The following is a 24746-nucleotide window of genomic DNA, read 5'->3' as shown; positions in this document are numbered from 1 at the left end:
GGCCCCCCGCCAACCTGCCCGCGGCCGCGGCGTTGACCCCGCAGACCGTGCCGCGCGCACTACTGCGTCAGGCCAACGCCCTGGTGGGTATCGCCAAGCAGCTGGGGATGTTCGTCGGAATGTCGGCGGGTGGTGTGGCCGTGGGTCTGCTGGGTCCGGGTTGGGCGATCGGCGCGGACGCGATGATGTTCGCCGCGGCCGGGGTGACCTTCCTCTTCCTGCGGGTGCCCTCCACGGCGGCTCCGGCCGGTGGCGACGTCCTGCGCGACCTGGGGGACGGGTGGAGCGAGTTCGTGGCCCGGCCGTGGGTGTGGATCATCGTGCTGCAGTTCATGGTGGTCAACGCCGGTTGGTCGGCGACCACGGCGGTGCTGGGACCGGGGATCGCCGACGAGACGTTCGGACGGGCCACCTGGGGTCTGGTGATGGCGGCCAATAGCGCGGGGCTGGTGGCGGGCGGTGTGCCGGCGGCGCGGTGGCAGCCCCGACGGGCATTGTTCTACGGCACGGCCCTGGTCACGTTGCAGACGCTGCCGTTCTTCGTGTTGGCCGGCCCCTCCCCCGTGGTGCCGCTGCTGTTCGCGGCGATGTTCCTGGGCGGAGTCGCCGTGCAGCAGTTCATCGTGGCCTGGGAGGTATCGGTACAGGAGAACATCCCGCCGGACCGGCTCTCGCGGGTGTACTCCTACGACGCCTTGGGCTCGTTCGTGGCGATGCCGGTGGGACAGATCGCGATCGGGCCACTGGCCGAAGCGATCGGTCCGGACCGCTCGTTGTCGATCGTGGCGGGGGCGACGATCACGGCCACCCTTCTGGCGATCTGCTCGCCGAGTGTGCGTTCGCTGCGACGTCGGTGAGGAACATCGAAAGAGGATGTGCGACCGCTCACCCGGCCATCGGCCGAGCACGCGGTGAAGGCGTGTCCCCGCGCCGGTCACGGACCTGATGGAACACGTGCTGAAGGCGGGACATCTCCTCATCACTGCACCGTTCGACGAAGCGGAGCAGGGTGGTGCCGGGATCGGGGCCGGCCCTGAGGACCTCGCCCATCATGCGCGCGGTGTACTCGGCGTGCGTCTCCCGGGGCCGGTAGACCCAGGCGCGCCCGACCTTCTCTCGCTCCAAGAGCCCTTTCTGGAAGAGGATGTTGGTGACCGTCATGACGGTCGTGTAGGCGAGTCGACGATCGTAGACCATCCTCTCCAGGACGTCTCTGACCGGCAGAGGTTCGTCCGCGTGCCATAGAACGGCCATGATGGCCGATTCCAGTGCCCCCAGATCCCGCATAGGTGCGCCCCCGCCCGTGCCTCGTGTCTTTCCATCCCGTGCCACGCCGATCCAGCGCGCTCCTGCCTCGCACCGTTTCGGACCTGCGTAGGCGCATCGTAGACGGACACGGAGAACCGACGTGGAAGAAGCGGGAAGAGGGAACAGATCCGCATATCCACGGCACCCGACACCGGCGATTCACCATTGGGAAGGCCCCAAGGGCCGTCGGTTGCTCTCCCCTGAGCTCCTCCGGCGCGCACCCGTCCGGTTTTTGGGGCGTATCGCACTCCCCCCGGATCGCCCAACAGAAACGTGAGGCGCGCCACACTCACTTTGACCAAAGGTGGCCACACAGAGAGAACCAAAAAAACCCTGCCAAATAGGACAAACAGCACCCACTGGACACGCAGAGTAAAAACAATGCTACAGAAAGCCAAGGTTCGTGTGAAAGATTGTTAGCTATCTCCCAGTTTCGTCAACCCTCGCGTTCCCGCTCGGGAGGCCGATACAAGTAGCCTGGTACCCGACGAGTGCTGGCCAGGTCAGATACTCCCCCGAGCAGGGGAGCGACTCCATGCTTCTTTGAGCCCGCCTTGCCAGCAGCCACCCGTCTTTCCTACACATTCACAAGCGAGCTGCGGAAGTGGGCGATCTCCGCCGTGTCGTCTGAGGCGTCTCAACCCCTGACAGATTTCGGCCCGAACGAGTGGTTGGTCGAGGAGCTTTACCAGAAGTACCTCACCGACCCGAATTCGGTTGACAAGGCTTGGTGGAACTTCTTCGCGGACTACAAGCCCGCGGATTCGGCCGGCGGGAAGGGTGGGGGCACTGCGACCGCTAAGGCGCAGACCGAGAAGTCCCCCTCCGCACCCGCACCGAAGAAGAAGGCCGCCGCGGCCCCTACACCCAAGAACACCGACACCGATGATGCGTTGAAGGTCGACGAGACCCGGCTGCGTGGAGCGGCCGCCCGTACCGCGACCAACATGGACTCCAGCCTGACCCTGCCCACCGCCACGAGCGTTCGTGCGGTACCGGTCAAGCTTTTGTTCGACAACCGCATCGTCATCAACAACCATCTCCGGCGCGGCCGCGGTGGGAAGGTCTCCTTCACCCACCTCATCGGCTACGCCATGGTCAAGGCCCTCGAATCCATGCCGGAGATGAACCACTCCTACGTGGAGGTCGACGGCAAGCCCGGCGTCGCCAAGCCCGAACACGTGAACTTCGGCCTGGCGATCGACCTGCCCAAGCCCGACGGTTCCCGTCAACTGGTCGTGCCCTCCATCAAGAAGTCCGACGAGATGGACTTCAACGAGTTCTGGAGCGCCTACGAGGACCTGGTCCGCAAGGCCCGCAACAACAAGCTGGGCGTGCCGGACTTCCAAGGCACCACGATCAGCCTGACCAACCCGGGCGGTATCGGCACCGTGCACTCCGTGCCGCGGCTCATGCCCGGCCAGGGCACCATCCTCGCGGTCGGTGCCATGGAATACCCGGCCGAGTTCCAGGGTGCCTCTCAGGACACCCTGAGCGACCTGGGTATCAGCAAGGTCATGACGATCACCTCGACCTACGACCACCGGATCATCCAGGGCGCGCAGTCGGGCGAGTTCCTACGTCGGATCCATCAGCTGCTGCTGGGCGAGGATGGCTTCTACGACGAGATCTTCAACTCGTTGCGGATCCCCTACGAGCCGGTCCGTTGGGTCCAGGACATCCACGTCAACCCCGCCACCCAGCTCGACAAGACCACCCGGGTCCAAGAGCTGATCCACGCCTACCGCGTGCGCGGCCACCTCATGGCCGACACCAACCCGCTCACCCACGAGCAGCGCAAGCACCCGGACCTGGACGTGCTCGAGCACGGCCTGACGCTCTGGGACCTGGACCGCGAGTTCCCGACCGGGGGCTTCGGTGGCAAGCAGGTCATGAAGCTGCGCGACATCCTGGGCGTGCTGCGCGACACCTACTGCCGCACGGTGGGTATCGAGTACATGCACATCCAGAGCCCGGAGGAGCGGGAGTGGATCCAATCACACGTCGAGCGTGAGCACGAGAAGCTCGACCGCGATGAGCAACTGCACATCCTGCATCGACTCAACAGCGCCGAGGCCTTCGAAACCTTCCTGCAGACCAAGTACGTGGGTCAAAAGCGCTTCTCCCTCGAAGGTGGGGAGTCCCTCATCCCGCTGCTGGACGGCGTGATCTCCAAGGCCGCCAAGGCCGAGCTGGACGAAGCCGTCATCGGTATGGCCCACCGTGGTCGCCTGAACGTGCTGGCCAACATCTGTGGCAAGTCCTACGGGCAGATCTTCGGTGAGTTCGAGGGCAACCTCGACCCGCGCAGCGCGCATGGCTCCGGCGACGTCAAGTACCACCTGGGCACCGAGGGGACCTTCCAGACCCGCGAGGGCGAAAAGATCCGGATCTCCCTGGCCGCCAACCCGTCCCACCTGGAGACGGTCAACCCGGTCGCCGAGGGCATCGTTCGCGCCAAGCAGGACGTGCTGGACAAGGGTCCGCACGGCTTCACCGTGCTGCCCATCCTGATCCACGGTGACGCGGCGTTCGCCGGGCAGGGCGTGGTCGCCGAGACCCTCAACCTGTCCCAACTGCGCGGATACCGGACCGGCGGCACGGTGCACGTCATCGTGAACAACCAGGTGGGTTTCACCACCTCACCGACCGACAGCCGCTCCAGCGTGTACGCCACCGACGTGGCGCGCATGGTCCAGGCACCGATCTTCCACGTCAACGGGGACGACCCCGAGGCCGTGGTCCGGGTCGCGCACCTGGCCTTCGCCTACCGTCAGGCGTTCAACAAGGACGTCGTGATCGACCTGGTCTGCTACCGGCGCCGTGGGCACAACGAGGGTGACAACCCCGCGTTCACCCAGCCGCTGATGTACGACGTCATCGACGCCAAGCGCTCCACTCGCAAGCTGTTCACCGAGGCCCTGATCGGTCGTGGTGACATCACGGTGGAAGAGGCGGAGTCGGCGCTGCGCGACTACCAGAACGAACTCGAGCGTGCCTTCACCGAGACCCGTGAGGTCGAGAAGAAGCCGATCGAGCCGGGTTCGGTGGTCAAGCCCGAGGTGTTCACCGAGTCCCGTCTGGACCACTCCAAGGTGGAGACGGCGATCGACTCCGAGACCGTCAAGCGGGTCATCGACACCCAGGTGAACCTGCCCGAAGGTTTCACACCGCATCCGCGTCTGGGCCCGCAGCTGAACCGCCGTGCGACCATGGTCGAAAGCGACGCGATCGACTGGGCCACCGGTGAGTTGCTGGCCTTCGGTTCGCTGCTGCTGGACGGCCACCCGGTCCGTTTGATCGGCCAGGACAGTCGTCGCGGCACCTTCGGTCAGCGTCACGCCACGTTGATGGACCGCGAGACCGGCGAGACCCACACGCCGCTGAAGAAGTTCGACAACGGGACCACGAAGTTCCACGTGCACGACTCGCTGCTCAGCGAGTACGCGGCGCTCGGCTTCGAATACGGCTACTCGCTGACCCGACCGGACGCGCTGACCATGTGGGAGGCCCAGTTCGGTGACTTCGTCAATGGTGCCCAGACCATCCTCGACGAGTACATCAGTTCCGGTGAGCAAAAGTGGGGCCAGCGCTCCAGTGTGACCCTGCTGCTGCCGCACGGCTACGAAGGTCAGGGGCCGGACCACTCCTCGGCTCGGATCGAGCGGTTCCTTCAGTCCTGTGCGCAGGAGAACATGACCGTCGCCAACCCGACCACTCCGGCGAGCTACTTCCACCTGCTGCGTTGGCAGGCCAAGTCGCCGCTGGAGCGTCCGCTGGTGGTGTTCACGCCCAAGTCGCTGCTGCGGCTGAAGGCCGCGACCTCGGCGACCCAGGACTTCACCTCGGGCCACTTCCAGCCGCTGATCGGGGACGACTCGATCGCGCCGGACAAGGTCCGTCGCGTGGTCATCTGCTCCGGCAAGATCTACTACGACCTGGACGCGGCCCGGCGCAAGAGCGGGGACAAGCACACCGCGATCATCCGCGCGGAGCGGCTGTACCCGCTGCCGATCGAGGAGATCCGCGAACAGCTCAAGGCCTACCCGAACTCGGGCGAGGTCCTGTGGGTCCAGGAGGAGCCGGCGAACATGGGGCCGTGGCCCTTCGTCGCGCTGGTCTTCTCCGAACAGCTCGACCGTCCGTTCACCCGGATCTCGCGTCCGGCCTCCTCCGCGCCCGCCGCCGGTTCGGCCAAGCGCCACGAGGCCGAGCAGCGTGCCCTGGTGGACACCGTGTTCCCGCCCGCCGAGTAGCACCGGAAAACGGTATGTACTTCACCGATCGCGGAATCGAGGAGTTGGAGAACCGCCGCGGCGAGGAGGAGGTCAGCTTCGCCTGGCTCGCCGAGCAGCTGCGGGTGTTCACCGACATCAACCCCGAGTTCGAGACACCAGTGGAACGGCTGGCCACCTGGTTGGCCCGGCTGGACGATGAGGACGAAGAGTAATAGCACGCCTTCGCATTGAGCGGCGTGTGGACCGAGGGGTCCGGGTCATAGCGATCCGGACCCCTCGTGCGTGTTCGGGGTCCCTTCGGGAAAGGCCCCGAGGTTTCCCTGACACGACCCCCGATATCCGCGACATATCTTGAGTTCCCCTCACACGCGACATATCGTGAAGGCATCGAGAGCGAGCGGAAAGGGTTCACGCGATGGCACGTTGGACCGTCGACACCCCGATGACCCACACCCTGGACGGCATCGTCGCCCTGAAGGTGCGGATCGTCGGTGGACAGGTCAACATCATTCCCACGGATGATCCGGTCACCTTCGAGATCAGCGACATCGAAGGGGAGCCCCTGGAAGTCGTCCAGGAAGCCGGCATCCTCACCATCCACTACCGGGACCTGACCGGGCAGGGACTCCTGGACCGACTCAAGCCCCTCCAACTGACCGGCTACAAGAACGTCCACGCACGGCGCGCCACCGTGAACCTGCGTCTACCCCGGGAGTGCCCCGTCGAGGTGACCACGGCCACCGCGCCCGTCGTGGCCGCCGGGTTGAGCTCCCGCCTCAAGGTCAGGACCGCCAACGGCGAGATCACCCTGGACGGCGTCACCGGCGAGACCGACGTCAACACCGCCGATGGCAGCACCTCCGTGCGCGATCCGGGCGGCACCCTGGGCTTCAACAGCGCCAGTGGCCGTTTGGCGGTGGCCGGTGGACGCCTGTCCGAACTGCGCGCCAAGACCGTCTCCGGTCACGTGATGGTCGACACCGACCTGGCGGCCTCCGCCCGGGTCCGGGTGAACACCGTGTCCGGCGAGGTGGCCCTGCGTGTGCCCGCGGAGTGCTCCGCGAACGTGGAGATGCGCACCATGACCGGCGGTGTGGACTCCGACTTCGGGCTGGACCGCACCAGCGCCACGGCTCGCACCACCCTGAACGGCAAGATCGGCGTGGGCGTGGACCCCGCGTCCATCACCGTCAACACCGTGTCCGGCCGGAGCGCGCTGTTGCGACGCGCGCCCGAGGCGCCGGCAGCGATCCCAGAGGGGGCTTGAATGAGCACCGTCTTCGGCCACGGCAGACTGCGTCTGTACCTGCTCAAGATGCTCGACGAGAGTCCGCGGCACGGCTACGAGATCATCAGCCTGCTGCGTGACCGTTTCCTGGGCGTGTACTCGCCCTCCCCCGGCACCATCTACCCCAGGCTCGCCAGGCTGGAGGAGGAAGGACTGGTCACCCATACCGAGGAGGGCGGCCGTAAGGTCTACAGCCTGACCGACAAGGGCCGTGAGGAGCTGCGTTCCCGCGAGAGCGACCTGGACGACCTGGAGCGGGAGATCACCGACTCGGTGCGCGACATCGCCCGTGCGGTCAAGCAGGACGTGCGCGCCACCATCAGTTCACTGCGCGACGAGCTCAAGTTCGCCGCCGGCGCGACCCGCCGTGAGGAGTCCGAGCGCACGGGGTCCGAGCGCGAGGAGGACGCCAAGGAGGAACGGAAAGACGAGTCCTCTCGGGAGCGGGACCGTGGTGACGGCGGCATGTGGGCCCGCGAGTGGGAGAGGTTCGCCCAAGGTATCGGGGAGACCTTCGGTGCGGCCTGGGGTCGCACCGGCACCGGCCATGAGGAGGACACCACCCAGAAGGACACAGGTGAGCACGACCGCGCTCGTGGGGGCGAGCAGTCGGAGTTCGAGCACGCTCTGCGGGACTTCTCCACGCGGGTTCGCGACATGGTCCGGGGCGCCGGCCAGGTGGGCGGGTCCGCCGCCCACGACCTGCGCCGCATCCTGGACGAGACCATCGAGGTGATCCGACGCGACATGGACCGGTGGGGACCCTCCTCCGAGGGCCGCGAGGACCCCGGGGAGAAGGACGCCGACGAACCCATGACGCGCACGTTCGGGGAGAGCACCGCGCAGGAGCCCCCTCAGGGGTCGAAGGCCCGCCCCATGCCGCCTTCAGGCGGCGACCCTTGGTCCACCGCCACCGGTGAGGACGAGCAGAAGAAGGACTGACCACCGATGGGACGGGCCCGGGAGACCACACGGGGGCGTGGTCTCCCGGGCCCGTCGAGATCGGTGGAGTCCCTCGACCAGAAAGAAAGACCGGTGTTGGTCCCTTACACGATCGAGCTGGACGAAAACGGGGTCTGGTACGCCTACGCACGGTTGCGGCCCGGTGTCGGTGCCCACGGGGAGGGGGACACCCCGGACGCCGCGCTCGCGGACCTGCGCGAGGCGCTCGCCCCGTTGGTCGAGGAGGCCGGCGCACCATTGGAACTCATGTGATCGCTCCGATGGCACGCGGTCTCCAGAGCGTGTCCGACCCGGCACGAGTGGCAGGGGCCGGCACGACCATCATGGTCGCGCGGGCCCCCGGGTCGCACGCGCGCTAGCGGCGTGCGACGCCGTCCTTGCGGGCCTGGGCGGCGACGGCGGCGGAGACCGCCGGGACCACGCGCTCGTCGAAGGAGCTCGGGATGACGTAGTCGGCGCTCAGGTCGTCACCGACCAGGTCGGCCAAGGCCTTGGCCGCGGCCAGCTTCATGTTCTCGGTGATGTCCGAGGCTTGGACGTCGAAGGCGCCCCGGAAGACTCCGGGGAAGGCCAGAACGTTGTTGATCTGGTTCGGGAAGTCGCTGCGCCCGGTGGCGACGACGCTCGCGTACCTACGGGCGACGTCCGGGTGGACCTCCGGGTTCGGGTTGGCCATGGCGAAGATGATGGCGTCGTCGGCCATGTCGGCCACGACAGACTCGGGAACCTCGCCGGCGGACAGGCCGATGAACACGTCCGCGCCCTTCAAAGCGCTCTCGATGGAGCCCTGGAGGCCGGCCTTGTTACTGATCGCGGCCAGTTCCCGCTTGATCGGGGTCAAGCCCTCACGGCCGTCGTAGATCATGCCCTTGGAGTCGGCGACGGCGATGTCACCGACACCGCCATCGATGAGCATCTTGGTGACGGCGACGCCGGCGGCACCCGCACCGGAGACGACCACGCGCAGGTCCGCCAAGGTGCGTCCGGTGATGCGTGCCGCGTTGTGCAGCGCGGCGACGGTCACGATGGCGGTTCCGTGCTGGTCGTCGTGGAAGACGGGGATCTCCAAGCGCTCACGCAGCTTGGCCTCGATCTCGAAGCAGCGCGGGGCGGCGATGTCCTCCAGGTTGATGCCACCGAAGGAGGGCGACATGCGCACGATGGTTTCGACGATCTCGTCGACGTCGGTGCAGTTGAGCGCGATCGGCACGGAGTCGACGTCGCCGAACTGCTTGAACAGCAACGACTTACCCTCCATGACCGGCAGGGAGGCCTCGGGGCCGATGTTGCCCAGGCCCAGGACCGCGGTGCCGTCGGTGACGACGGCGACCAGATTGCTCTTCCAGGTGTAGGTCTCGACCAGGTCCGCGTTCTCGGCGATCGCATCGCAGACACGGGCGACGCCTGGCGTGTAGGCCAGGGAGAGTCCTTCGTGGTCGCTGACGTCCACGGAAGAGGTGACGTGCAGCTTGCCGCCACGGTGCATGGCGAAGGCCGGATCCTGGTCCAGCTCGGACGTGTTCTGGGTACGCGAATCAAAGGTGGTCACTACTCAAACCCCTCGGTCTGCTGTTCATCCCGCGTCGGCCATGACGAAGGACGGTGGGCAACGGATCGCACGCGAAGACGTAAGGGTGCTAGGGGTGCCCTCCACGGCGCCGGTCGGCCATGACCGGTCGTGTTCGCCGGGAGGAACGGTCTTCGCCGGACTCTTATGCGAGTACTGCGCGTCCGCATCTCACGGGGATGGCCCGTTACGCAATTCTCTCACAACGGTGACCACAGGAACATCGCGGGGCGACATGATGAGATGTTACCGACTCATCTGGACATGCAGCATAATGTTCCGAATGCCGTTCCAGGCTGGCGGTGTGGCCCCGAGAACCCGCCTCCGACCAGGCACGATCCGTGCCCATGAAGGAGACCCCAGATGCCCTTGCGCAAGCCTCTTCCCTATTTCACCGCCCTCGCCGCCGCGGGCCTGCTGACCCTGTCCGCGTGCGGCGACGGTGACGACGGCGGCGGTGATGACGCCGCACCCGAGGCACCGGAGGTCTCCGCCGACGAGGAGCTCGCCGCACTCGTCCCGGACCAGATCCGTGAGTCCGGTGTCGTCAGCATCGGTGTCGAGGCCGAGTACCCGCCCGGGGAATACCTGGACGACGACGGTGAGACCGTCCTCGGTTTCAACGTGGATCTGGTCACAGCCGCTCTGAACAAGTTGGATCTGGAAACCGAGTGGGTCCCGGCCAACTTCGACTCCATCATCATCGGTGTCGACACCGGCAACTACACCCTCGGCGCCTCCTCCTTCAGCATCACCCAGGAGCGCATGGAGGCCGTGAACATGGTGAGTTACTTCTCATCCGGTACCCAGTGGTTCGCCAAGACCGGCAATCCCGAGGGGGTGGACCCCGACGACGCCTGCGGCATGCGCATCGCCGTGCAGACCGGCACCACGCACGACACCGACATCGAGGCCCGCAGCCAAGCCTGTGTCGAGGCCGGCGAGGAAGCCATCACCATCGAGAAGTTCCAGAACCAGCCGCTGGCCACCTCCAGCGTGGTCTCCGGTGTCAACGATGCCTCCCTGGCCGACCTGCCCACTTCCCTGTTCGCCCTCCAGGAGACCGGGGAGCAGCTCGAGTTCATCGGTGACCAGTACGACGCCGCTCCATACGGCGTCCTCACCCACAAGGACGACACCGAGATGGCCGAGGCCCTCTCCGCGGCGTTCAACGCCATCATCGAGGACGGCACATACGACACCATCCTCCAAGAGTGGGGCATCGAAGTCGGTGCCCTGGAGGCTTCCGAGGTCAACCCCTCGGTCGACGAGTAGAAGCGCCCTCCACGGAGCATCTGCCCGACGTCCGAAGGTATCCGTCCTCTCTATCGAAAGTCTGACCCGTGACCTCACCGAGTCCATCGGTGGACGGCCCGGGGTCGCAGGAGCCGACCCCGGGCCGTTCGACCGACCCGATCACCGCGGTCCCCGTCCGTTACCCGGAACGCTGGGTCGCCGCGGGGGTCGTGCTGGTCTTGGCCGCGATGTTCGTGAACATGCTCGTCACGAACCCCGCGTTCAACTGGCCCTTCATGCTCGAGCACATGTTCTCGGACCCGGTCCTGCGCGGCGTCTGGGTGACCCTCAGCGCCACCGTGCTGTCCATGATCATCGGCATCCTGTTGGGCGTCATCCTCGCGGTGATGCGCCTTTCGGGGAACCCGATCCTGGTATCGGTCTCCTGGCTCTACACCTGGTTCTTCCGTGGCGTGCCCCGCTTGGTGCTGGCGGTGCTCTTCGGCAACATCGCCATCTTGTACTCGACGATCCACATCGGGCTCCCCTTCGACAACTACTGGATGCCCATGCTGGGCTTGGAGGGAGACGCCCGCTTCTTCGCGATCGACGCCCGCACCCTCCTGACCGGGTACACGGCGGGTCTACTCGCCCTGTCCCTGTCCGAGGGCGCCTACATGGCCGAGATCATCCGAGCGGGCCTGCAGTCGGTGGACAAGGGCCAGACCGAGGCCGCCCAAGCCCTTGGAATGAGCCGGAGCAAGATCATGCGGCGCATCACCCTGCCGCAGGCCATGCGGGTCGTCATCCCACCCACCGGCAACGAGACCATCGCCATGCTCAAGGACACCGCCCTGCTGGCCTACGTTCCGGTGACCATCGAACTCTTCTACCAACTCCAGGCCGTGGGAACCCGCACCTACCAGATCTTCCCGATGCTGGTGGCGGCGTGCCTGTGGTACCTGGCGATCACCAGCGTGCTGATGGTCGGCCAGTACTTCATCGAACGCAGGTTCAGCCGTAGTGAGCGCGGGGCCGGCGGCCACGTCGTGGGAGGGGCGCACTGATGGCCGAGGAGAATCACATGACCGGCCTCGACCAGGGCTTGGAGAGCACGGAGAGAACCGGGCCCTCCTCGGACGCGCTCGTCGTCGCCGAGAACGTGCACAAGAGCTTCGGCCGCCTAGAGGTCCTCAAGGGCATCGATCTTCAAGTCCGGCGCGGTGAGGTCATGTGCATCATCGGCCCTTCCGGGTCGGGCAAGTCCACGTTCCTGCGTTGCGTCAATCACCTGGAGAAGCTGTCCGCCGGCCGCCTGTGGGTCAACGGCGAACTGATGGGCTACCGGCAAAGGCGTGATCGTCTGTACGAACTGCGCGACAGCGAGATCGCCGCCCAACGCAGCGACATCGGCATGGTCTTCCAGCGCTTCAACCTGTTCCCACACCTGACCGTGCTCGGCAACGTCATCGAGGCCCCGACACAGGTCAAGCGCATACCCAAGGCTCAGGCCGTCGAACACGCCTTGGAACTGCTGGAACGAGTCGGGCTGCCGGACAAGGCGAGCGCCTACCCCGAACAACTCTCCGGAGGACAGCAGCAACGCGTGGCCATCGCCCGCGCACTGGCCATGGAACCGTCCTTGATGCTGTTCGACGAACCCACCAGTGCCCTGGACCCGGAGCTGGTCGGCGAAGTCCTGGACGTCATGCGCGACCTGGCCGAGGGCGGCATGACCATGGTGGTCGTCACCCACGAGATGGGTTTCGCCCGTGAGGTGGGCGACTCCCTGGTCTTCATGGACGACGGTGTCGTGGTGGAGGAGGGCTCGCCCACCCAGGTACTCTCCGATCCACGGCATGAGCGCACCCAGGCGTTCCTGTCCAAGGTTCTTTGACCTCCCCGACTCCTTCGGGGCCCGAGTGTCACGCGACGCGCGGGCCCCGTAACCCAACCCGGCGCCCCACACCCCCGCGACCGGGGCGCCGGGCCGGACCTGTCCCCCATGGGCGTGTGAGTGCCACCTGATCCAGGGACACACTCCCTCTTCCCTTGACCACGAGGGTCCGGTCCCAGAGTCTTTACTCAGGGGCGTCCCATCCGGCCCCGGGGAGAGGCATGGATTCGCGTACGGAGAAGACACGTCGGCTCTGGGAACACCGGGCGGGCCTTTACGACTTCGGAGGCCACTGCGAACACGTGGCCATCCGCAACACCAGGGAATTGCTGTGCGGCGGGGCTCGTGGCCGCACCCTGGAGGTGGCCGTGGGAACCGGACGGAACCTGCGCTACTACCCGCCCCAGGTCAAGCTGACCGGGTTGGACCTGAGTTCCGCCATGATCGCCAGGGCCGCGAAGAAGGCCGAGGATCTGGGGCTCGCGATCACCTTCGTGGAGGGCGACGCCCAACGACTCCCCTTCGCCGACCGCTCTTTCGAAACGGTGCTCTGCGCTCTCTCCCTGTGCACCATTCCTGACCAGGAACGGGCTCTACGGGAAATGCACCGAGTCCTGGTCCCCGGTGGTCGACTGCTGTTGGTGGACCACATCGAGTACACCCGTATGCCGTTGCGGCTGAGGGAGCGCAGGCGTGAACATCCGCGTCGGCTGCCCCGGGAGGTCGCCGAGGAGGTCGGCTTCGAGGTGGGCCACCATGACCGACTGTTCTTCGGTGTGGTGGAGCGGGTGGTGGCACACCGGCCGCACTGACCCTTCGGTCGGGAACCGATCGCCACATGCCACACCTCGGTCACACGAGCCCTCTCCGCCCAGCGCATACCCTGGAATCACCCGCAGGCCCCGACCCTGATCCGAGGTGGTCCGATGATCCGTCCTGCCCGTCCCGACGACGTTCCCGTCATCCATCGGATGATCGGCGAACTCGCCGAGTACGAGAAGGAACCCGACGCGGTGGTGGCCACCGAGGAGGATCTGGACCACGCCCTGTTCGGACCGAACGCGACGGTGTACGCGCACGTCGTGGAGCACTCGGGTGCCGACGGTGCCCTCGTCCCGGCCGGGTTCGCGCTGTGGTTCCGTAACTACTCCACCTGGACCGGCAGACACGGGATCTACTTGGAGGACCTGTACGTACGACCCGATCTGCGCGGTCACGGGTACGGCGGAGCCCTGCTGCGCCATCTTGCACGAATCTGCGTGGAACGTGGTTACGGCCGCCTGGAATGGTCCGTGCTCGACTGGAACGAGCCCGCCATCGGGTTCTACGAGTCGCTCGGTTCCACCGCCATGGACGAATGGACGGTCCGTCGCCTGGATGGTGACGCGCTGGTCGCTCTGGGTTCCACGAGGGACTGAGATCGGCCATTCGTCTCGTGTTCGGCCACCTTCGGACGGACACGGTCTCACTTCCCTGCGTCAGTGGCAGGGTGAAACCAGATACATTGCTCTCAAGCGGCAACCTCGCCCCCCGAAGGAGGGACGTGACCGAAGAAACCGCTGTGCCCATGGCCGACGCCACCGGTGTACGCGACGCTGTCACCGTCAACATGCCCGCCGATAGTGCCTACCTATCGGTGTTGCGAACGGCGACGGCGGGCTTGGCCGCCCGGCTCGACTTCACCCTCGACGAGATCGAGGACCTGAGGATCGGTGTCGACGAGGCCTGCGCGATGCTCCTCACCCAGGCGCTGCCCGGCACAGAACTGACCACGGAATTCGAACTCACCCCCGAGGGGATGCGCATCTCCGTCTCGGTGTTGACCGCGGATGGGCGTCTCCCGGCTCGCGACACCTTCGCCTGGACCGTTTTGTCGGCCCTGGCGGGAAACGTGGATGCCGGGGTGGGCCCGAACGACCGCGTCTACATCGTCTTGTACAAACGCCGTGGCATGTTGGAGCCGGCGTGAGCGAAAGGGGGCCCGCTCTGACAGCGAAGACCGAGCACGCGGTGCCCGACCGGGCGCGTGCCAGAGAGTTGTTCGAGCGCCTTAGCGAACTCGACCCGGAGGCGCCCGAGCGCCGAGCGATTCGCGACGAGCTCGTCGAACTCCACCTTCCCTTGGTGGAGTACCTGGCCCGGCGCTTCCGCAACCGTGGTGAGTGGCTGGACGACCTCACCCAGGTGGCCACGATCGGGCTGATCAAGTCCATCGACCGCTTCGACCTGGAGCGCGGGGTGGAGTTCTCCACCTACGCGACCCCGACGATCGTTGGTGAGATCAAGCGCCACTTCCGTGACAAGGGCTGGGCGGTCCGGGTTCCCCGTCGTCTCCAAGAACTGAAACTGTCCCTGACCAAGGCGGTCAGCGACCTGTCACAGCGCGAAGGGCGCTCCCCTACCGTGGCGGAGTTGGCCCAGCACCTGCAGATGACGGAGGAGGAGGTGCTGGAGGGCCTGGAGTCCGCCAACGCCTACTCGACGGTGTCCCTGGACGCCCCCGACAGCGGGGACGAGGACGCGCCCGCGGTGGCCGACTCGTTGGGCATCGTCGACGAGTCACTAGAGGGTGTGGAATATCGGGAGTCCCTGAAGCCGCTCTTGGAACAGCTTCCGCCCAGGGAGAAGCGGATCCTGCTGCTGCGTTTCTTCGGCAACATGACCCAGTCGCAGATCGCCCAGGAACTGGGGATCTCGCAGATGCACGTGTCCCGCCTATTGGCACGGACCCTGGCCCAGCTCCGACAGGCGCTCACCACCGACGACTAGCGGGGTCCACCCGTTACGGAGCGGCGTCCAAGATGACGCCTCACAAGGCGGCGAAAAGCCCACGTAGGGGTTCCTACGTGGGCTTTTCGCCGCCACAGCGAGGTGCCGTTCCAAGGGCCGCCACAAAGCGAACCTCGGCTGGCACGACACCAGGTCCAGGCACCGGCGGCCTTCTGCGAGAAGAGTCGGGCCGCGAGCCCTGAAGGGATCGCGCCATGGTCGCCCGCCGAGGGTGAACGAGGTGCGACGGTTGGAGACGGCAAAGGCCCGAAAGGAACGCGGCACGGCCGCGGTGCTAACCGCCCTTGGAGGGCTCGTCGGGGAACAGCACCGCGGTCGTCGGCGGCGCCAAGACGGCGGCGGCCGCGACGACGGCCGTGCCGAGCATGATCGAACCGACCACGTACTGCTCGCTGGTGAACATGTAGTAGGACACCACCGCCATGAACAGCTGGGTGACCACCACCGGAGTGCGGGCCCATTCGCGCAGTTGCCACAGGCCGCGCGCGACGAAGATCAGCAGGGCGCCGACACCCGCACCGATGACGGTGAGCGGGATGGCCGAGGAGACCACATCGGTGGCCTGCCCGGTGATCGCGGTGTACAGACTGAAGAGTCCGCCGGCGGCCGCGGCCAAACCGATCAGGGCCTCCAGCGCGGCGGCGACGATGAGAGTGATGGGACGCGAAGACACCAGACGAGCCTATACGCGTCCTCATCCGGACCCGGTCCCACCCCTTGTCGTTCTCGCCCCCTGCTCGCGCTCCGTTCCGTTTCTGGGCACGACGTCGAACGACCTGAGCCCTGCCGCCGTGACCGGCCAGGGCCGGCTCCGTCGCGGCACCCCGCACGGCACTAGACTGTGCGGGTGCGCGCCCTCTTCATCGTGAACCCCAAAGCAACCACGACCACCGACCGCACCCGCGAGGTGATCCTGGGCGCTCTGGCCTCGGAGTTGAAGATGAGCGTCGTCGAGACCGCCTACCGCGACCATGCCCGAGGGCTGGCTCGGCAGGCGGCGGCCGACGGTTTCGAGCTCGTGCTGAGCCTGGGCGGTGACGGAACCGTCAACGAGGTCGTCAATGGTCTCCTCTCCACTCCGGAGGGTCTCAAGCGCCCCCGCTACGCGGCGATCCCCGGGGGCAGCGCCAACGTGTTCATCCGGGCGCTGGGGGTCTCGGGCGACCCGGTGGAGGCGACCGGCCAGGTTCTGGCGGCGATCCGATCCGGCCGGGAACGGGAAGTGAACCTGGGACGCGTCACCAGCGACCAGGACGATCGCTACTTCACCTTCTGCGCGGGTTTCGGCTGGGACGCGGACGTGGTGCAGCAGGTGGAACACGAACGTGAAAACGGCCGGAAGGCCACGCCCGCGTTGTACGCGGAGGTCGCGGTAAAGCTGTTCTTCGGTGGAGATATACGCGACCCGTCACTTACCGTGTCCACCGATGGAAAGGTCCTGGAAGAGGTCTATTTCGCCCTGGTCACCAACACGACCCCATGGACGTACGCGGGAGCTCTGCCACTGCAACCGACTCCGGCTTCCCGTTTCGAGCTGGGTCTGGACGCTTTCGCGCTGACTCGCTCCTCGTACTGGCTCACCGGCTGGGTACTTTCTCAAATGTTCCTGCCCAAAGGGCTTCCCGCTCGCGGTGACGGCTACGTGACCTGGCATGACCAGGGCTCGCTGCGGATCAACTCGCGCCACCCCCGAGCCTTCCAAATCGATGGTGAATACCTGGGGGAACGCGAACAGGTCAACTTCCATTCGATACCGAAGGCATTACGAATCTTCTGTTAATTCGGGGAAAGAGCGCCATTCCCTGACACTGTGACGCACCCGACACGCCGAACAGGACCTTTGACCTCGGGAGCTCTTGCGTGCCTGTCGCGTCCCTGTCACGCTCAAGATATCGCCGCGAGTTACAGGCGAGTTAAATGGGCGCTTCCCACGTGGCCGTGGGGTGAAGGCTCGACCCTTGAGGCCGTTGACCTCTTTCCGGTGGCGACTCTTCCACCGGGTGCCCTTGCACAGCGATCGTGAAAAGCTTCACAACCTGTGAGGAGTGGACCGCATGGACTGGCGCCATGACGCAGCCTGCCGTGACGAAGACCCCGAACTCTTCTTCCCCATCGGTGACTTCGGCCCCGCCCTGATCCAGATCGAGGAGGCCAAGGCCGTCTGTCGACGTTGTCCGGTCAGCTCCGCCTGCCTCAAGTGGGCCTTGGAGAGTGGACAGGACGGCGGTGTCTGGGGCGGCACCTCCGAGGAGGAACGGCGCCGGCTCAAGCGCCGTGGTTCCGCCTCGCGCCCGATGGTCCGCAGCCACTGAGTGTTTCCGTCTGGGCGGAAACCAGGAGAGAACTCCGACCGACCCCGCCGACGCAACGGGGGGACGGCCCGCCGAACGACGCGTCTTCGGGCCCCTACCCCTAGGGGAGCGCGCCCTCCGGGTGCTCTAGTGGCAGACTGATCGCGACTTCCGTACCGCCGCCCTCCTTCGGCTCGACCGCCAAAGTCCCCCCGAGTTCCCCCACGATCAGGGTCCGCACGATCTGCAGGCCCAGACTCGTGGCTCCTTCCAGGTCGAAGTCCTCCGGAAGCCCACCACCATCGTCCGAGACGGCCAGTTCCAGACTGCTCGGCCCTGCGGCCCCCGGTCCGGCTTCGGAGCGCCGCACTCGCACCTCGATCTCCCCTGGCCCCTGCCCCAGTCCGTGTTCCACCGCGTTCTGCACCAATTCCGCCAGAACCATCGACAACGGTGTCGCCACGAGCGCGTTCAGCAGACCGAACCCACCGATCCGGCGCGGAACCACCACACTTCCGGTGGAAGACACCTCCGCCGCCATCTGCATGACCCGATCAGCGATGTCATCGAAGTCCACGACCTCGTCCGGGGTGTGCGAGAGCATCTCGTGCACGATCGCGATCGACCCGACCCGACCCACCGCCTCGTCCAACGCGGCCCGGGCCTCGGGCACGTCCAAGCGTCGAGCCTGAAGCCGTAGCAACGCCGCCACGGTCTGAAGGTTGTTCTTGACCCGGTGGTGGATCTCCCGGATGGTGGCGTCCTTGGTCATGAGCTCACGCTCACGGCGGCGCAGTTCGGTGACGTCCCGAACCATCACCAGGGCACCGATGCGTACCCCGTCGATGATCAGCGGAATCGCTCGCAGTTGCACGGTGACCCCGCGTGCTTCCACCTCGGCTTCCTGAGGCGCCCGGCCACTGGCGGTGTAGGTCAGGTTCTCGTCCCGGGCCTCCCCCGCCGCGGCCAACTCCAGGGTCGTGCGGTCCAGCCGGGCACCGACCAGGTCGGCGGTCAATCCCAACCGCCGATAGGCGGACAGCGCGTTGGGGCTGGCGTAGACCACCTCTCCGTTCTGGTCCAGTCGGAGTAGACCATCGCCGACCCGAGGAGAGCGCACCATGAGCGGCCCCTGGTCGCTGAAGGGGAAGGCACCCTCCGCGATCATCTGCGCCAGGTCGCCCGCGCTCTGCAGGTAGGTGAGTTCCAGTCGACTGGGTGTACGCGCCGAGCTGAGGTTGGTGCTGCGCTGAATGACGGCGATGAGGTTGCCCTGCCGGCGTACCGGAATGGTCTCCTCACGCACCGGGACCCCGCCGGACCAGTCGGGGTCACCGTCCCGACAGATCCGCCCCTCGCTCCAGGCACGGTCGATGAGGGCTCGGCGACCGACCAACCGGAGCCCGGAGCGGGAACCGGCCTCGCTCATGTCGTCACGCAGGACGCTCTCGACCAGGTCGTCCTGGAAAGCGGTCGGACCGGTGGTGGGACGCATCTGGGCGATGGCGACCCAACCATCGTTCTCACGGAGTCGCACCCATAGCACGAGATCGGCGAAGGACAGGTCGGCCAGCAGTTGCCAGTCGGAGACCAGAGAGTGAATCCACTCCAGATCCGCCTGTTTGAGTGACGTATGACGGCGGATGAGATCGCTGAGGTGAGGCACTCACAAATCATCCCATGGAGCCATGCATACTCAAGAGGTACACACTCGACCAGTGGTCCACACCAATCTGTGGTCCCCGGCTACCGGATGACCCCTGCCGGAAAGGGTGTGCACGATGAATGCGGGACGCTGCGGAGGAGATCGATGACTGGACAGCGCACACTGGACGGCAACCCCCGGGTGCCCAAGTACTACCAGGTCAAGAAGCAGTTGCTCGAGCTGATCGAGGCGATGCCCGCCGGAAACCCGGTCCCACCCGAACGCGCTTTGGCCACCCAGTTCGGCACGTCGCGCACCACGGTGCGCCAGGCTCTGACCGAAATGGTCGTCGAGGGTCGTCTCCTGCGTATCCAGGGCAAGGGCACGTTCGTCGCCAAGCCGAAGGTCGCCCAAGTCCTCCAGCTGACCAGTTACACCCAGGAGATGCGCGCCCACGGCCTGCATCCCGCCACCCGCATCCTGGACGTCAGCTACATCAACGCCGACGACCAGCTCGCCGAGCTGCTGTCGATCCGTTCAGGCGGGCGTGTGCTGCGTATCGAAAGACTCCGGCTGGCCAACGGCGAGCCGATGGCCGTGGAGACCGCCCACCTGGCCGCACGACGCTTTCCGGGGCTCAGACGTCAACTCGACCGCTACGCCTCGCTCTACGAGGCTCTGGCGAGCGCGTACGACGTCTCCCTGGCCGAAGCGGAGGCGTCCATCGAGACGGTGCTGGCGACCCCGAACGAGGCTCGGCTACTCGGTGTGGACGTCGGTCTGCCGCTGGTCCTGCACTGTCAGCACAGCTTCGACGGTGATGGACATCCGGTGGAATGGGTCCGCTCCCTTTACCGCGGTGACCGATACAAGTTCGTCACCCGACTGCGCCCGCCCACGGCCTGACCGAACCGCCTCCTTAGAGGACGGACGGTGGCGAGGGTTGCTCAGCCGCGACGGATGACACCGGCCAAGGCGTCCACCACGCGCGGGTCGTACTCGCTGTCGGTGTCCATTCGCAGCCGTTCGACCACAGCGACGCGGCGTTCGACGTCGCGGTTGTCCCCGACCAGGTCATCGAAGGCGTTGGCGACCTTGATGATGCGACAACCCAACGGCGGCGCACCCTCGTCACCGTCTCCATGGAGCGGTTCGCACTGTCGACGGACCAGTTCGGCGACGTTGTCCAATACTCCGGTCTCCCGGATGATCGCCGAGCCCAACTCTGCGATCCTGCGCTGTTCGCGCGGTGAGGCCAGCACGGTGGCCCCACCCGCGATGGGCTCGTGTAGGGACAGCTGGCCGATGTCGTGCATCAGCGCCGCGTACTCCAACTCCAACAGCTCACGCTCGCTCAGTCCCAATTCACAGGCGATGCCGTGGGCCAACCGACTCACCCTGCGGGAGTGCCCGTTCTCCACGTAACCGCCCACCTCTGTGACCCGGGACAGGGCCCGCACCGTCTCCAGGTAGGTGCGACGCACCTCGGCGTGCCGGCGAAAGGCCACTTGGGAGACCAGCAGTGGAGCGCTGAACACCAGCAGACCCACCAGTCCGGTGACGGTACAGGCGAGCGCGATGAGCACCCCACTGGAGGCGATCGCGCCACCGGTGGCGACCTGGGCACGGGCCTCGTCGCGCGCGGCCACCCGGAGCCGGGTGCGCAGCCGCTCGGCCCGCAAGATCGCCGAGACGACCACGTCCACCAGCCAGGCCACCATCACCAGCAGCGCCATGAGCATGACGACCTGGACCGAGGGGCCGCTCAGGGACAGCTGTGCGGCCAAGGGACGGAAGGCGGCCGCGAGCAGCAGGGCGGTGAACACCCGTCGGGCGACCCCCTCCACGCTGGGGCTCCGACCCACCGCCACGTGCGGGAGTTCTCCCAAGGCCACTCCCAGGGCGACCACCGCGACCACCTGACCGGCACCGTGATGGACCTGCTCTCCGCCCAGGCTGATCAGGAGCGCGTAGGCGATGGCCCCCGACACGGCGATCGGGGCCGACTCCCGATTCCCCGGAAGATTGATCCTGGTCAGCTCCCCAATAGCGATGACCAGGCAAAAAGCCAGTGCCACGTGGGGTTCGACGACTCCGTTGACGGCCGTGCCCACCAGCGCCACCAAGGAGGCCGCGCCCACCCCGGCCACCAGCATGGCCCTCAGCGGGCGCGCCGTGCGCCAGGAAGGCCCACACCGTCGTCGGTGTTCCAGGGCACCGCCCTCTGGTCCACCACCTTCGGCCCCCGAGTCAGGAGGCCCGTCCGTCCGCTGGGTCATCACCGGTCCTGCCCACCCGTCACGACTCCGGCCGAGGTGGATTCGGCGGCCTTGGTCGCCTCGTCACCACCCCTCTTGGCCGGCTCGGCCGACGTCGGAGCGTTCGATCCCTCGAGTTCTGTGTCCTCGGTGGAACCATAGTGACCACCGGGCGGTTCGGCGATGTCCGGGGTCTGCCACCCTTCCCGGGAAACGGCCCGGACCAAGGCCTCGACCATCTTCGGATCGAACTGGGTACCGGCGCATCGACGGAGTTCGGCGATGGCCTCCTCCACCGACCAGGCCTTGCGGTAGGACCTGGTGGAGGTCAGGCAGTCGAAGACGTCGGCCACGCTGATGATGCGGGCGGATTCGGGGATCTCCATACCGACCAGACCCATGGGGTAGCCGCGCCCGTCCAAGCGCTCGTGGTGGTGCCGGATGCCGGCGAGCGCCTCGTCGAGGAAACTGATCTCGCGAACGATCTCGTAACCACGGGTCGGATGGAGCTTGATGGCGGCGTACTCGTCGTCGGTGAGTTTGCCGGTCTTTTGGATGACCTTGGTGGGCACCCCGAGCTTGCCGATGTCGTGGAGCATCCCCGCGTAGCGGATCTTCTGTACCCGTTCGGCGGACATACCCAGTTCGGCGGCGATCATGGCCGCGCCCTCGGCCACCCGCATACAGTGCCCGCGCGTGTAGTAGTCCTTGGTCTCCACCGCCTGGCACAGGGTGGCGAGCGTGGCCTCGTGCGCCCGCGCTTCGGCGATCTGTTGGCCGAAGGTCCAGCGTGCGATGAACAGGGGCAACAGGATCAGCAACGGCGCGACGATCCCGACCGCGCCCCAGACCGCCGCGATGGCCAACCCCAGCATCTGGTAGCCGATGGAAGTGACCTCCAAGGCGAGCAGGGGGCGCCAGCGCCGTGGCCGTGGGCCGGCGGCCCGGCCCGCCCCCAGTCCCCACATGAGGAGGCCGATGAGCAGCGAGTTGATCAGGGTGTGCGTCAGGACGGCGGCGACGTAGGGGAAGACGATTTCGGGGAAATCCGACTGCCCGGGCACCCCGACGGTGCCGCCGAGTAGAAGATAGACATGTCCGGCCGTGTAGGCCGCCAGTGCGTACTGCGCTCCGTTGAAGGCCCGTTTGACCAGGATCTGCCTGCGCAGCGCCAAACAACAGGCGAAACCGACCACGGCGGCCCCGGCCGGGCCGACCAGGACGACCGCGGCCAGGGCCACGGCCGAACTGGGCGAGATCCCGGCCTTTTCGTCGTCGACGAGGACGTGCGTGCTGATCGACTCCGCGACGACGAAGAGAACCACCATGAGCACCAGGGTTCCCAGGTCGATTCCCGAGTAGGGACCGATGAGCACGATGGCGACAGCACTGACAACGATGATTCCGACGTAGACACGCGCGCCCCCTGGAAGAGCCCGCACCCTCGTTCACCCCCCGCCGACAACGACCGAACTGTCATGGTTTCAACGGTTCTGTTCTACCACCAGGTCCATCCGGTAAAAGCGGAAGCCATGAAAATTCCGTACATCGACATCATGAGCATGCCCGCGAACATCGCGATCCCCTCTCTCCACGGCGACGCCTCACTCACACACCGAGCACGCCGCACAAATTGACCCATTCGTTGGATATGGCGTTCAGTTTAACGGCCCTCGGCACCGCCAGGATTGCCCATGACCCGAACCGAACTTCTCCGAGGAGGGATCGCCCCTCGGAAGTTCCGAACTATGGAATTACTAATCCAATTAGCAATTCCAGCTTGCTACACAGCGTAACCATGCCCTTTGCCTCGAAACGGTCGACGCACCTCCCCTCGGCGGATCCAGCCACCATCCACACCGAACCCGACCAGGAGCCACTACCCCCCGTGACCAAATGAAACGACTGGGCGAACCCCGAAGAAATCCATTCCGAGTCGGTCACGACCGAAAATACCCGCACCCCATCGGGCGTGTCGACCACCCCCGAAACCACTCACAGGGGCACCTAGTGACCAAAACTCTCATACTTAAGGGAAAATACTCCGCACACCACCACAAAAGCATATAAACGCATCGGAACCCAACAGATAACAGCAATAGGAACCAGAGCACAAAAAATGGCGAAGGCTGGAATTCCAGCCTTCGCCATCCGTCGGGAAACCCTTCAGGCGGGCGGGGTCCCCAGCTCGGCCTCACGAGCCAATTGCTCCTGGCGGGCTCGGGCCAACCGACCCAGGACCTTGTCCCGCAGGTCCAACGGGACCGGATCGCAGCCGCAGTGCTTGGCGACGAGCTTCTTCACGGCTTCCTCCAAGCCGTACTCGTCCAGACATGGGCTACATCCATCCAGATGCCGACGCACCTGGTCGCAGTCGCCTTCTTCGAGTTCACCGTCGATGTAGACGTAGAGCTGTTCGAGCACCTCACTGCACGGGGTGCCCGTTTCCGATTCGTCCTGACCACCGCTCATCGTCGATCTCCTCGATCCGACCCACTCGCCTGTGCCCGCCCACCGGCGGAAGAACCCGTGGCGACCGCCTCGGCGGCCGCGGCCGCGCGCGTCGCCGGGAGGAAGCCACGGTCCACCGCGTACTCCTCCAAGTACGAACGAAGCTGGCGCCGCCCACGGTGCAGGCGCGACATGACCGTCCCGATGGGGGTCCCCATGATCTCGGCGACCTCCTTGTACGCGAACCCCTCGACATCGGCGAGGTAGACCGCGATCCGGAAGTCCTCCGGAAGCTCCTGCAGCGCACGCTTGACATCGCTGTCGGGAAGATGCTCGAGTGCTTCGGCCTCGGCCGACTTCAACCCCACCGAGGTGTGCGACGCGGCCTGTGCCAACTGCCAATCCTCGACATCCTCGGTACCGGCCTGCTTCGGCTCTCTCTGCTTCTTCCGATAGGAGTTGATGAAGGTGTTCGTGAGGATGCGGTACAGCCACGCCTTCAGGTTGGTTCCGGCCTTGAACTGGTGGAAGGAACCGAACGCCTTGGCGAAGGTCTCCTGAACGAGGTCCTCCGCGTCAGCGGGGTTACGGGTCATGCGCAACGCCGCCGAGTAGAGTTGGTCGAGGTAGGGGAGCACGTCCCTCTCGAACCGCTCGTCCCGTTCCTCGGCTGTCTCCTGGCTCTGTTCCAAGCCCTTCGGCCTCCTTGCACTGGTCCCGTCTGGGGCGTCCATATCCCAACGATACGGCCCCACGGCCCGGACCTGCGCATCGACGCCACCCGACGTCGGCACCACTTCCTCGCGTTCAAGAC

General features: G+C 66.1%; 24 protein-coding genes. 16 read left to right on the top strand and 8 right to left on the bottom strand.

What is annotated here, in order from left to right; all coding sequences use genetic code 11:
* A partial coding sequence (locus D472_RS0111845) for an MFS transporter (RefSeq protein WP_017604698.1) occupies window positions 1–857 on the top strand: 857 nt, incomplete at its 5' end.
* 28 nt (window positions 858–885) lie between these two features.
* Here D472_RS0111845 and D472_RS0111840 read toward each other — a convergent pair.
* Window positions 886–1287 carry a BlaI/MecI/CopY family transcriptional regulator gene (locus D472_RS0111840; RefSeq protein ID WP_017604697.1) on the bottom strand — a complete coding sequence of 134 codons (402 nt, stop codon included), beginning with the start codon at window positions 1285–1287 and terminating at the stop codon, window positions 886–888.
* A gap of 641 nt (window positions 1288–1928) precedes the next feature.
* Here D472_RS0111840 and D472_RS0111835 point away from each other — a divergent pair.
* The 5 genes from D472_RS0111835 (at window position 1929) to D472_RS0111815 (ending at window position 8049) form a co-directional block, all read left to right on the top strand.
* Complete coding sequence (locus D472_RS0111835; protein WP_033303634.1) at window positions 1929–5564, top strand: multifunctional oxoglutarate decarboxylase/oxoglutarate dehydrogenase thiamine pyrophosphate-binding subunit/dihydrolipoyllysine-residue succinyltransferase subunit; 3636 nt, start codon at window positions 1929–1931, stop codon at window positions 5562–5564.
* A gap of 14 nt (window positions 5565–5578) precedes the next feature.
* Complete coding sequence (locus D472_RS0111830) at window positions 5579–5758, top strand: DUF6104 family protein (RefSeq protein ID WP_017604695.1); 180 nt, start codon at window positions 5579–5581, stop codon at window positions 5756–5758.
* Between the two features lie 203 nt (window positions 5759–5961).
* The gene (locus tag D472_RS0111825; protein WP_017604694.1) at window positions 5962–6813 is read left to right on the top strand and encodes a DUF4097 family beta strand repeat-containing protein; all 852 of its coding nucleotides are present in this window, start codon (window positions 5962–5964) and stop codon (window positions 6811–6813) included.
* Window positions 6814–7776: a PadR family transcriptional regulator gene (locus tag D472_RS0111820; protein ID WP_017604693.1), complete on the top strand. Its 963-nt coding sequence runs from the start codon at window positions 6814–6816 to the stop codon at window positions 7774–7776.
* A gap of 93 nt (window positions 7777–7869) precedes the next feature.
* Window positions 7870–8049 (top strand): type II toxin-antitoxin system HicB family antitoxin, encoded by a 180-nt coding sequence (locus tag D472_RS0111815; RefSeq protein WP_017604692.1) that lies wholly within the window; start codon window positions 7870–7872, stop codon window positions 8047–8049.
* Between the two features lie 103 nt (window positions 8050–8152).
* Here the strand turns inward: D472_RS0111815 and D472_RS0111810 are convergent, their stop codons facing one another.
* Entirely contained in the window at window positions 8153–9346 is a 1194-nt protein-coding gene (locus D472_RS0111810) for an NAD(P)-dependent malic enzyme (protein ID WP_017604691.1), read from the bottom strand.
* Between the two features lie 381 nt (window positions 9347–9727).
* On the opposite strand from D472_RS0111810, the gene D472_RS0111805 reads away from it, so the two are divergent.
* The 7 genes from D472_RS0111805 to D472_RS0111775 all read left to right on the top strand — a co-directional run bounded on the left by D472_RS0111805 (window position 9728) and on the right by D472_RS0111775 (window position 15266).
* Entirely contained in the window at window positions 9728–10639 is a 912-nt protein-coding gene (locus D472_RS0111805; RefSeq protein WP_017604690.1) for an ABC transporter substrate-binding protein, read from the top strand.
* Window positions 10640–10707: 68 nt separating this feature from the next.
* Window positions 10708–11667 (top strand): amino acid ABC transporter permease, encoded by a 960-nt coding sequence (locus D472_RS0111800; RefSeq protein WP_026117604.1) that lies wholly within the window; start codon window positions 10708–10710, stop codon window positions 11665–11667.
* 17 nt (window positions 11668–11684) lie between these two features.
* Window positions 11685–12497, top strand: a complete 813-nt coding sequence (locus D472_RS0111795; protein ID WP_086003782.1) for an amino acid ABC transporter ATP-binding protein — start codon at window positions 11685–11687, stop codon at window positions 12495–12497.
* A 221-nt stretch (window positions 12498–12718) separates the two neighbouring features.
* Entirely contained in the window at window positions 12719–13309 is a 591-nt protein-coding gene (locus D472_RS0111790; protein WP_017604687.1) for a class I SAM-dependent methyltransferase, read from the top strand.
* A 114-nt stretch (window positions 13310–13423) separates the two neighbouring features.
* Window positions 13424–13915 carry a GNAT family N-acetyltransferase gene (locus D472_RS0111785; RefSeq protein ID WP_017604686.1) on the top strand — a complete coding sequence of 164 codons (492 nt, stop codon included), beginning with the start codon at window positions 13424–13426 and terminating at the stop codon, window positions 13913–13915.
* A 125-nt stretch (window positions 13916–14040) separates the two neighbouring features.
* Window positions 14041–14466, top strand: coding sequence for an ATP-binding protein (locus D472_RS0111780; RefSeq protein ID WP_017604685.1), 426 nt, complete (start codon window positions 14041–14043; stop codon window positions 14464–14466).
* A gap of 41 nt (window positions 14467–14507) precedes the next feature.
* A complete protein-coding gene (locus tag D472_RS0111775; RefSeq protein WP_017604684.1) occupies window positions 14508–15266 on the top strand; it encodes an RNA polymerase sigma factor SigF in 759 nt (252 codons plus the stop codon).
* A gap of 295 nt (window positions 15267–15561) precedes the next feature.
* On the opposite strand, the gene D472_RS0111770 is transcribed toward D472_RS0111775, so the two are convergent.
* Window positions 15562–15960 carry a hypothetical protein gene (locus D472_RS0111770; protein ID WP_017604683.1) on the bottom strand — a complete coding sequence of 133 codons (399 nt, stop codon included), beginning with the start codon at window positions 15958–15960 and terminating at the stop codon, window positions 15562–15564.
* Between the two features lie 174 nt (window positions 15961–16134).
* On the opposite strand from D472_RS0111770, the gene D472_RS0111765 reads away from it, so the two are divergent.
* The gene (locus D472_RS0111765; RefSeq protein ID WP_026117602.1) at window positions 16135–17067 is read left to right on the top strand and encodes a diacylglycerol/lipid kinase family protein; all 933 of its coding nucleotides are present in this window, start codon (window positions 16135–16137) and stop codon (window positions 17065–17067) included.
* Between the two features lie 274 nt (window positions 17068–17341).
* The gene (locus D472_RS0111760; protein WP_017604681.1) at window positions 17342–17599 is read left to right on the top strand and encodes a WhiB family transcriptional regulator; all 258 of its coding nucleotides are present in this window, start codon (window positions 17342–17344) and stop codon (window positions 17597–17599) included.
* A gap of 100 nt (window positions 17600–17699) precedes the next feature.
* Here the strand turns inward: D472_RS0111760 and D472_RS0111755 are convergent, their stop codons facing one another.
* Window positions 17700–19244, bottom strand: a complete 1545-nt coding sequence (locus D472_RS0111755) for a sensor histidine kinase (protein WP_017604680.1) — start codon at window positions 19242–19244, stop codon at window positions 17700–17702.
* A gap of 144 nt (window positions 19245–19388) precedes the next feature.
* On the opposite strand from D472_RS0111755, the gene D472_RS0111750 reads away from it, so the two are divergent.
* Entirely contained in the window at window positions 19389–20129 is a 741-nt protein-coding gene (locus D472_RS0111750) for a GntR family transcriptional regulator (RefSeq protein ID WP_017604679.1), read from the top strand.
* Between the two features lie 41 nt (window positions 20130–20170).
* On the opposite strand, the gene D472_RS0111745 is transcribed toward D472_RS0111750, so the two are convergent.
* The 4 genes from D472_RS0111745 to D472_RS0111725 all read right to left on the bottom strand — a co-directional run bounded on the left by D472_RS0111745 (window position 20171) and on the right by D472_RS0111725 (window position 24624).
* Window positions 20171–21502, bottom strand: coding sequence for an HD-GYP domain-containing protein (locus D472_RS0111745; RefSeq protein WP_026117601.1), 1332 nt, complete (start codon window positions 21500–21502; stop codon window positions 20171–20173).
* Window positions 21502–22857 (bottom strand): HD-GYP domain-containing protein, encoded by a 1356-nt coding sequence (locus D472_RS0111740; protein WP_193373456.1) that lies wholly within the window; start codon window positions 22855–22857, stop codon window positions 21502–21504. The genes D472_RS0111745 and D472_RS0111740 overlap by 1 nt, the downstream gene beginning before the upstream one ends.
* Before the next feature lie 790 nt (window positions 22858–23647).
* A complete protein-coding gene (gene rsrA, locus D472_RS0111730) occupies window positions 23648–23953 on the bottom strand; it encodes a mycothiol system anti-sigma-R factor (protein ID WP_017604675.1) in 306 nt (101 codons plus the stop codon).
* Window positions 23950–24624, bottom strand: coding sequence for a sigma-70 family RNA polymerase sigma factor (locus D472_RS0111725; protein ID WP_017604674.1), 675 nt, complete (start codon window positions 24622–24624; stop codon window positions 23950–23952). The genes rsrA and D472_RS0111725 overlap by 4 nt, the downstream gene beginning before the upstream one ends.
* Between the last annotated feature and the right edge of the window lie 122 nt (window positions 24625–24746).

The sequence above is a fragment of the Nocardiopsis alkaliphila YIM 80379 genome, from assembly GCF_000341005.1.
Lineage (GTDB): Bacteria > Actinomycetota > Actinomycetes > Streptosporangiales > Streptosporangiaceae > Nocardiopsis > Nocardiopsis alkaliphila.
This window is presented reverse-complemented; position numbering and strand designations above follow the sequence as displayed.